The sequence below is a fragment of the Mesorhizobium sp. M7A.F.Ca.US.005.03.1.1 genome (genome assembly GCF_003997975.1).
In the GTDB taxonomy this organism is placed as follows: domain Bacteria; phylum Pseudomonadota; class Alphaproteobacteria; order Rhizobiales; family Rhizobiaceae; genus Mesorhizobium; species Mesorhizobium ciceri.
Window position 1 is genome coordinate 23,736 of record NZ_RZRO01000077.1, and the last position, 6,441, is coordinate 30,176.

6 protein-coding genes are annotated in these 6,441 nt (G+C 63.4%); 2 read left to right on the plus strand and 4 right to left on the minus strand.

Going from position 1 to position 6,441, the window contains the following annotated elements; translation table 11 throughout:
* Positions 1-252: 252 nt before the first annotated feature.
* Positions 253-1,116 carry an SMP-30/gluconolactonase/LRE family protein gene (locus EN990_RS25740; RefSeq protein ID WP_013532545.1) on the plus strand — a complete coding sequence of 288 codons (864 nt, stop codon included), beginning with the start codon at positions 253-255 and terminating at the stop codon, positions 1,114-1,116.
* A gap of 8 nt (positions 1,117-1,124) precedes the next feature.
* Here the strand turns inward: EN990_RS25740 and EN990_RS25745 are convergent, their stop codons facing one another.
* The 4 genes from EN990_RS25745 to EN990_RS25760 form a co-directional block, all read right to left on the minus strand.
* Complete coding sequence (locus tag EN990_RS25745) at positions 1,125-1,472, minus strand: antibiotic biosynthesis monooxygenase (RefSeq protein ID WP_013532546.1); 348 nt, start codon at positions 1,470-1,472, stop codon at positions 1,125-1,127.
* 108 nt (positions 1,473-1,580) lie between these two features.
* Complete coding sequence (locus EN990_RS25750; protein ID WP_127369359.1) at positions 1,581-3,461, minus strand: ABC transporter ATP-binding protein/permease; 1,881 nt, start codon at positions 3,459-3,461, stop codon at positions 1,581-1,583.
* A gap of 21 nt (positions 3,462-3,482) precedes the next feature.
* Positions 3,483-3,815: a metalloregulator ArsR/SmtB family transcription factor gene (locus EN990_RS25755; RefSeq protein ID WP_013532548.1), complete on the minus strand. Its 333-nt coding sequence runs from the start codon at positions 3,813-3,815 to the stop codon at positions 3,483-3,485.
* Between the two features lie 272 nt (positions 3,816-4,087).
* Positions 4,088-5,560 (minus strand): LysM peptidoglycan-binding domain-containing protein, encoded by a 1,473-nt coding sequence (locus EN990_RS25760; RefSeq protein ID WP_064993126.1) that lies wholly within the window; start codon positions 5,558-5,560, stop codon positions 4,088-4,090.
* Between the two features lie 125 nt (positions 5,561-5,685).
* Here EN990_RS25760 and EN990_RS25765 point away from each other — a divergent pair, with 125 nt between their 5' ends.
* Positions 5,686-6,297, plus strand: a complete 612-nt coding sequence (locus tag EN990_RS25765; protein ID WP_013532550.1) for a TIGR00730 family Rossman fold protein — start codon at positions 5,686-5,688, stop codon at positions 6,295-6,297.
* Positions 6,298-6,441: the final 144 nt, after the last annotated feature.

The window sequence follows — 6,441 nt, forward strand, 5'->3', positions numbered from 1 at the left end:
GTGGATAAAAAGGCGCTTGAAATTCATTTTCACTGCGTCTTACCAATATTTTGAAGAACACTTCAACCGATAGTTTGAAGAACACTCCAAAAACTGACCTCGAGGCTTCGTCGCGAACTCAGCAAAGAGCAGCCAAACCAAAATTATCGGTTCTGTGCCTGTCGGCAGACCGCTGCCTCGCCCGTCCTTGGTGAGACAGCGCCATCATGGACCATTTGGCGATGCTGACGCACTCAACAAGGAGTCCCCTACATGCAGAAACCACCTGCCCCCCAAGCGCATCTCGTCACTGCCGGTCTCGCTTTCGGCGAGTCGCCGCGCTGGCATGACGGACGGCTGTGGCTTTGCAACTGGGGCACCGGCGAGATTATCGCCGTCGATGCCGACGGCAACCGCGAGGTCATGCTCACCGTACCGGCTGTCCTGCCCTACTCCATTGACTGGCTGCCGGATGGCCGCCTGCTCGTCATCTCCGGCCGCGAAGGGCTGCTGCTACGACAGGAGGCCGACGGGAGCCTCGTCACTCGCGCCGATTTGCGTGACCTGTCGAAAAGCCCTTGGAACGAGATCGTCGTCGACGGGCGCGGCAACACCTATGTCAATGGCGGCGGACCGGCGCCGGCTTCTGGCGAGCATTTCAGCCCCGGCACCATCGTGTTGATCACGCCGGACGGCGCGGTCCGGCAGGTGGCGGAAAATATCGCCTTTGCCAACGGCATGGCAGTGAGCCCGGACAACAAGACGCTGATTGTCGCGGAATCCCATGCCAATCGGCTGACCGCCTTCGACATTGCCGCCGACGGCAGCCTTGCCAACCGAAGGGTCTGGGCCGACCTCGACGGCTATCCCGACGGCATCTGCCTCGATGCCGAAGGGGCGGCCTGGTATGCGGATGTTCCCAACAAGCGTTGCGTGCGGGTGCGTGAAGGCGGCGAGGTGCTGCAGACAGTGACCGTCGATCGCGGCTGCTTTGCCTGCATGCTGGGCGGCACCGACAGGAAAACGCTGTTCATTCTCGCCGCCGAATGGCGCGGCTTCGAGCATATGGTCAGCGACGCCCGCACCGGCCAGGTGTTCAGCGTCGAAGCGCCGGCACCTGGCATCGGCTGGCCGTAACAGCCTTGCTACAGCCCGGGAACCCTCTGATAGTTGGCGATGTCGGCGCGAACGCCGAGCCGGGCGATCGTCTCCTGCGGGTTGAAGGCGATGCGCTCGTGCGCGGCCTTGACGATCGGCACGACATTGTCGACGGCCGCCTGGCTTTCCCATTCGACGATGGTGACGAGGTTGAATTCGCCCGGCCCGGAGAATTGCTCGAGCAGGAAATCCTGCACGAAGCCATGCTGCAGGCGCAGCAATTCATGCGTTGTCCTGACCTTGGCGAGTATCTCCTCGCGGGCGCCGGCCGGGACGACGAATTTGTCCACCCTGAACACGCTGCCGCCGTTAACAGTCTGATTTATCTTGCTCATTTCGATTGCTCCGTTCCTGGATCATGGTGTTTTTTGGGCTCCAGGAACGGCCTACAATCTCAACTTAAGTTGAGATCAAGTGCAAAAATCAGATCACACGCCGAACCTTCAATTCACCTCCGACGTGCGCCGGCGGACGATGACACCAAGTTCGTCGCCTTCGCGAGCCAAGCGCAGCCGCTCTTCGGCCTCGGTCGCCTCGCGCTGGCGGTCCCACATCGAGGCGTAGAGGCCATGCTTGCGCATCAGCTCGGCATGGGTGCCGCGCTCGGCGATCTGGCCGTCCTGCAGCACGATGATCTCATCGGCCGTGATCACCGTCGACAGGCGGTGAGCGATGACGATGGTGGTGCGGCCACGGCTGACCAGATCGAGCGCGGCCTGGATCTCCTGTTCGGTGTGGCTGTCGAGCGCCGAGGTCGCTTCGTCGAGCATCAGGATCGGCGGCGCCTTCAAAATGGTGCGGGCGATTGCCACGCGCTGCTTCTCGCCGCCCGAAAGTTTTAGCCCGCGTTCGCCGACCATCGACTTGTAGCCGTCAGGCAATCGCTCGATGAACGGGCCGATCTGAGCGAGTTCGGCCGCCTTGCGCATATCCTCCTCGCTGGCACCGATGCGGCCATAGCGGATGTTGTAGGCGATGGTGTCGTTGAACAGCACGGTGTCCTGCGGCACCATGCCGATCGCCCCGCGCAGGCTCTCCTGCGTCACGTCCCTGATATCCTGGCCATCGATCAGCACCTGGCCGCCCTGCACGTCGTAGAAGCGGAACAGAAGCCGCGAGATGGTCGACTTGCCGGCACCCGAAGGCCCGACAATGGCGACGGTCTTGCCGGCCGGCACCTCGAAGCTGATGCCCTTCAGGATCTTCCGGTTCGGGTCATAGGAGAAGTGCACGTCGCGGAACTCGACCTTGCCGGCGCTGACCGCGATTGGCCTGGCATCCGGCTTGTCGACGATCTCCTGCGGCACATCCAGCAGATCGAACATCTGCTCGATATCGGTGAGCCCCTGGCGGATTTCGCGGTAGATGAAGCCGATGAAATTGAGCGGCACCGACAGCTGCATCAGCATGGCGTTGATGAAGACGAAGTCACCGACCGTCTGCGTGCCGGCCTGCACTTCGAGCGCCGACATGCACATGACGATGACGGTGCCCAGGCCGAAGATGATGCCCTGCCCGAAATTCAACCAGCCAAGCGAGGTCCAGATGCGCGTCGCGGCGACCTCGTAGCGTGCTATGGAGCGGTCGAAGCGCTCGGCTTCCATGCCCTCATTGTTGAAATATTTCACCGTCTCGTAGTTGAGCAGCGAGTCGATTGCCTTGGTGTTGGCGTCGGTATCGCTGTCGTTCATGTCGCGGCGGATCGAGATGCGCCAGTCGCTGGCGCGGACCGTGAACCAGACATAGACCCAGACGGTGACCGCGACGACGACCACATATTTCCAGCCATAGGTGTAGGCGAAGATGCCCGTGGTCAGCGCGAATTCGAGGATGGTCGGCGCCGTGTTGAGCATGATGAAGCGCACGATCGTCTCGATGCCCTTGGTGCCGCGCTCGATGATGCGCGACAGGCCGCCGGTGCGGCGCTCGAGATGGAAGCGCAGCGACAGTTGGTGCATGTGAACGAAAGTACGGAAGGCGAGCTGGCGCACGGCATATTGGCCGACGCGGGCAAACAGCGCGTCGCGCAACTGATTGAAGCCAAGCTGCACCAGGCGCACGACATTGTAGGCGACGACCAGCATGACGGGCGCCAGCAGGAAGCTCGGCAGCGGCGGCGCCGATTTGGCGTCGCCGGCCAGCGCGTCGGTCGCCCATTTGAAGAAATAGGGACCGGCGACCAGCGTCAGCTTGGCGACGACCAGCAACAGCGTCGCCCATGTGACCCGGGCTCTCAGATCGGCGCGATCCGCTGGCCACATGTAAGGCCACAAATTGAGCAGCGTCTTGAAAGTCGAGGAGTCGGAGACGGTTTTTTCGGCCATTTCTTGTGCCTTCTTCTTATTTCAGCGGCCGGAGCAGCAGGAATTGACGAGAGCGGCCACCGATGCGGAGACATCGGCGAGCGCGGCATGGTCGATCGCATAGCGCGAGCGCTGGCGATCGGGCTCGAAGCGAACCAGCCCGGCTTCGACCAGTATTTTCAGATGTTGTGACACGGTGGACTGCGCCAGATCTAAGCGGTCGACGACCTCGCGGCAGCAGCAGGAACTGCTCGTCGATAGGTGTTTCAGGATTTCGATCCGCGCCGGATGGGAAAGCGCTGCAAGTCGGGCGGCGACCGCACGGCTGTCCGGACCGCCGCATGATGCGTTTGTTTCCATCAGGGATTCTGCCATCGTTCATCGGCGATAGACGATGAACTGGCACGGGGCAAGCTAACCCTATGGGCAGAGCGCCGGAACCGCCAATCTCCCCCTCGTGGGAGAGATGTCCGGCAGGACAGAGAGGGGCGCGAAGGATCGCGACTTTCCACGATCAAAGCATTACGAGCAGCCGTAAGGTAGCTCGACCGGATTTGGCCGACAGGCTGGCGAGACAGCGCCCTCCTCTGCCCTGCCGGGCATCTCCCACAAGGGGGAGATTGCGCTCAACCGTCGGCGCTCAAACCCTACTCCGTCTTGGCGGGCGCTGTCGTTGCCTGCTCGCCCATGGCCTTGAGGTCGGCGGCTTCGCCTTCCTTCGACTTTTCCGGGACCTTGAACACCTGGCCCGGCCAGATGCGGTCGGGATCACTGATCTGGTCCTGGTTGGCGAGGTAGATGGTCGAGAAGCGTACGCCGTGGCCATAGACGCGCCGCGAGATCCGCCACAGCGTGTCGTTGCGGCGGATGATGACGGCGCCGTCGGCATGTTCAAGCTTGGGCGCCACGGTCTCGGGCACATCGCTTGGCGGCGTCGCCTCCGCCACAACGGCCGGAGCCTCGGCGGCGGGAGCAGGCGTCGTGGCCGGGGCCGTTTCGGCCGCGGCCGGCGCCTCGGCGGCGGCAGGTGCGGCCGGCTTGGGCTGAACGGGCTTCGGCGCCGAGGGTGCCACGGCGGCGATCGCTTCGCCGGGCTCACGCTCGAACGGTACGGCCGCGCGGGCCACAACTGTCACACCGTCGGCATCGAGGCCGTCGACATGGATTGTGTAGCTGCCGACCGGAATGTCGCGCGTCGCCTCGACCAGGAAATGACCGTCCGTCGAAGTTTGCGCGTCACCGAGCAGGATGTCGTTGGCATACGCGCGCACCTTGCGGCCGGCATCGGCGAGGCCGGCGACAAAGATCTTGCTGCCGTCGATCTCGACCGCCTCGACGACGATCTTGGGCTCGGTCACGCCTGCAGCGGGCGGCGTCGCCGGCGCTGCAGGAGCCGGTGTCGCGTCGACCACGGCTGGCGCTGGGGCGGCTGGCGCCGGAGCGGTTGCGGGGGCTTCGGCTGTGGGAGCAGCCGGCGCGGCGGCCGGAGCAGCCGGCTTTGTCTCGGGTGCGGGAACGGTCAGCAATTCGGCCGGCTTGCCCGGCTCCTCGACCATGGCCAGCACCTGGCCGGCCGCATCCTTGGGAACCGAAACGACGGCGGTCTGCACCGAGGGCGTTACGACGTCACCGGTGGTCGCGCGCAGCGCGATCGTATAATCGCCGGGCTTCAGCGGATCATCGAGAATGATAACGAAGGCGCCATCGGGACCAGCGACCGTCGAGCCAAGCACCGTCGAGCCATTGAGGATTTCGACCTTGGCGTTGGGCGCCGCATTGCCGGCGACGACAATCGAGCCATTGCTTTCGACGCGCACGACATCGAAGGACGGTGCGACCGGACCGGTCGCAGCAGGCGCCGCCGCGTCCGCGGCCGGTGCGGCGGGTGCCGTTGCCTGGGGCACTGCGGCGGGAGCCGCCGGGACTTCAGCGGCGGGCAGCCGCGCTTCGGTGCCGGGATCGGCCGATTTTGCCGCTGCGGGCGGCGTCTGCGCCGCCACTTGCGCCGGCGGCGTGGGATTGAGATACGGGTCGAGTGCGCCCGCTACATAGGCGGTTCCCGCGGCCGCAACGGTCCCACCCGCCGCGAACAGGAACGCCTTCAGTGGATTAATTGCCATATTTCCCTACCCCTTAGCCACCTAACGCCGGTCTAGCCTGTTTTAGCAATACCGACAAGAAAAAGCCCAGGCCGTTAACCCTTGGGGCTTGACCGCGCTTTCAGACCCAATCACCAATCATCGACATGAACACGATTCGATCCGTCTGCGTCTATTGCGGCTCGTCTCCGGGCCGCGATGAAATCTATATCAAGGCCGGACACCTGCTCGGGCGCTCAATTGCCAAAGCGGGATTGCGGCTGGTCTATGGCGGCGGCACCAAAGGCATCATGGGCGCTGTCGCCGAAGGCGCGCTCAAGGCCGGCGGCAAGGTGACGGGCATCATTCCGCGCTTCCTGATCAACAAGGAGGCGAGCGAAACAGCGCTTGACCGGCTCGATGAACTCTTGATCACCGACAACATGCACGAGCGCAAGCACAAGATGTTCGAGAAATCCGACGCCTTTGTGGCACTGCCGGGCGGCATCGGCACGGTCGAGGAGATCGTCGAGATCATGACCTGGGGACAACTTGGCCATCATCGCAAGCCGATCGTCTTCGCCAATGTCAAAGGATTTTGGGATCCGATGCTGGCGCTGCTCGATCACATGGCCGCCGAAGGCTTCATCCACACCGCGCAGCGGGTCAAGCCGCTGGTCGTCGACGACCCCGAAGCGATCGTCGCCGCCATCATGGTAGCCGGATCGTCCGTCGACGCCCCGACCGAGGGCGTGCAGTCGGTGATCGATAAGATGTAGGGGAATAAGGCAGTAGGGCAGTAGGGCAATATGTGACAACAAGTGAATTGCCTGGAGGTCTCTGCCCTACTGCCCTACTGCCCTACTGCCCTACTGCCCTACTGCCCTACTGCCCTACTGCCCTACTGCCCTACTGCCCTATTG

Excerpts from the sequence above, each read along its gene's own strand:
- EN990_RS25740 (WP_013532545.1), top strand. The coding sequence starts at position 253 with ATGCAGAAACCACCTGCCCCCCAAGCGCATCTCGTCACTGCCGGTCTC.
- EN990_RS25745 (WP_013532546.1), bottom strand. The coding sequence starts at position 1,472 with ATGAGCAAGATAAATCAGACTGTTAACGGCGGCAGCGTGTTCAGGGTG.
- EN990_RS25750 (WP_127369359.1), bottom strand. The coding sequence starts at position 3,461 with ATGGCCGAAAAAACCGTCTCCGACTCCTCGACTTTCAAGACGCTGCTC.
- EN990_RS25755 (WP_013532548.1), bottom strand. The coding sequence starts at position 3,815 with ATGGCAGAATCCCTGATGGAAACAAACGCATCATGCGGCGGTCCGGAC.
- EN990_RS25760 (WP_064993126.1), bottom strand. The coding sequence starts at position 5,560 with ATGGCAATTAATCCACTGAAGGCGTTCCTGTTCGCGGCGGGTGGGACC.
- EN990_RS25765 (WP_013532550.1), top strand. The coding sequence starts at position 5,686 with ATGAACACGATTCGATCCGTCTGCGTCTATTGCGGCTCGTCTCCGGGC.